The sequence below is a fragment of the Dietzia sp. SLG310A2-38A2 genome (assembly GCF_014145095.1).
In the GTDB taxonomy this organism is placed as follows: Bacteria; Actinomycetota; Actinomycetes; order Mycobacteriales; family Mycobacteriaceae; genus Dietzia.
This window is the reverse complement of sequence record NZ_JAALDX010000551.1, coordinates 1-1,467: the sequence shown is the minus strand read 5'-3', so window position 1 is coordinate 1,467 and position 1,467 is coordinate 1. Positions and strand designations below refer to the sequence as shown.

Sequence of the window (1,467 nt, the reverse complement as noted above, 5' to 3'; positions counted from 1 at the left end):
GGCTGGCGGGCCCGCGCCGCGCAGCTGCTCTACATGGACGCGTACTTCGTCTCCGTGGGCGCCGCGATGGCTCACCCGGTGCTCTTCGGGTCGAACCTGGCGATGCGTCGCGAGGCCTGGGATCGCGTCCGCGACGGGGTAAACCGATCGGACCCGGAGCTGCACGACGACATCGACCTGTCGTTCCAGTTCGGGGCGGGCGACCGACTGCGGGTGGACCGATCGCTGACCGTGGGCATCTCCGCGCGCCCGTTCGATGATCCCGCCGCGATGCGCAGGCGATTCTCGAGGGCGTTCCGGACGATCGCCCGCAACTGGCGCACCAGCCCGCCCTCACAGCGCTGGATGGAGCGAGTCCAGCGCTGAGCCCGAGCCGACCTGCGGCGAGAGGCGAGTGGCGGGGAGCCTCAGGACCAGACGAGCACCGACCACAGAACGATCTGCGTCACGCAGAAGCCCGCCAACATGTTGAGCACCAGGAAGCGCTTCCAGCCCTCGTTGGTGCGCTCGGCATCGGCGTCGGTGACCCTGACGTAGGCCGCCACGGTGGCGAGGTACGGCAGGATCGCGAAGGCGGCCCCGGAGGCCGGCCACGGCGCCGCCGCCAGCAGGACGACCACCGCGGCGGCGTAGCAGGCCAGCGCGAACCACACCGCGGCCCGGGCCCCGAGCACGGTGGCGACGGACTTCAGGTCCGCCTCGCGGTCGAAGCGGACGTCCTGCACGGCCCCGAAGGCCTGCGAGGCCGCACCCCACAGCATGAACGCGATCAGGCACGCCCACACTCCCCCGGTCAGTTCCGCACCGGCGATGGTCCAGCCGACGATCGCCGGGGAGACGAAGTGGAACGCGGAGGTGAGCGAGTCCAGGAACGGGATCTCCTTGAACCGCAGCCCCTTGGCGCTGTAGGCGATCACCGCGAACGCGCTCGCGGCGAGCCACAGGGACGACTCCACCGTCCCCGTTAGCACCAGGTACGCGAGGAACGGCACGGTGGTCACCGCCGAGGCCACGAGCGTGGCCGTGTGACGGGACCGCTCGAGCACCGACCCCTCGACCCCGCCCTTGCGGGGGTTACGAAGGTCTGACTCGTAGTCGAAGACGTCGTTGATCCCGTACATCGCGAGGTTGTACGGCACCAGGAAGAAGATCGTGCCGATCACGCCGAGGAGGTCGAACCCCCCGGTGGCCAGGAAATACGCCAACGCGAACGGCGCGGCGGTGTTGACCCACGACACCGGCCGGGACGACCAGAACAGCGTGGTCAGCAGACCCGGCGTCGCGGGCCGTTCGGGCGTGCGGACCTCGTCGTCGTCACCGGGCCCCGGGGCGCGCGTCAGCAGCGCGTCCCCCCTCCCGGACACCGTCGGGCTCCCCACCTCGGCCCCGACGCGCGGGGACGCGGTGAGCAGCGCCCACACCGACGGCACGAACACCGCCGCGGCCACGGCGTAGGCGAAGTCCTCA

The 1,467-nt window shown here is 71.1% G+C and carries 1 protein-coding gene and 1 pseudogene; one reads left to right on the top strand and one right to left on the bottom strand.

Going from position 1 to position 1,467, the window contains the following annotated elements:
* Nucleotides 1-366: pseudogene (locus G6027_RS19265) on the top strand (glycosyltransferase family 2 protein); the annotation flags it as partial.
* A gap of 41 nt (nt 367-407) precedes the next feature.
* Here G6027_RS19265 and G6027_RS18225 read toward each other — a convergent pair.
* Nucleotides 408-1,467 (bottom strand): prenyltransferase (locus G6027_RS18225; RefSeq protein WP_346995795.1); only part of this gene is annotated, 1,060 nt, incomplete at its 5' end.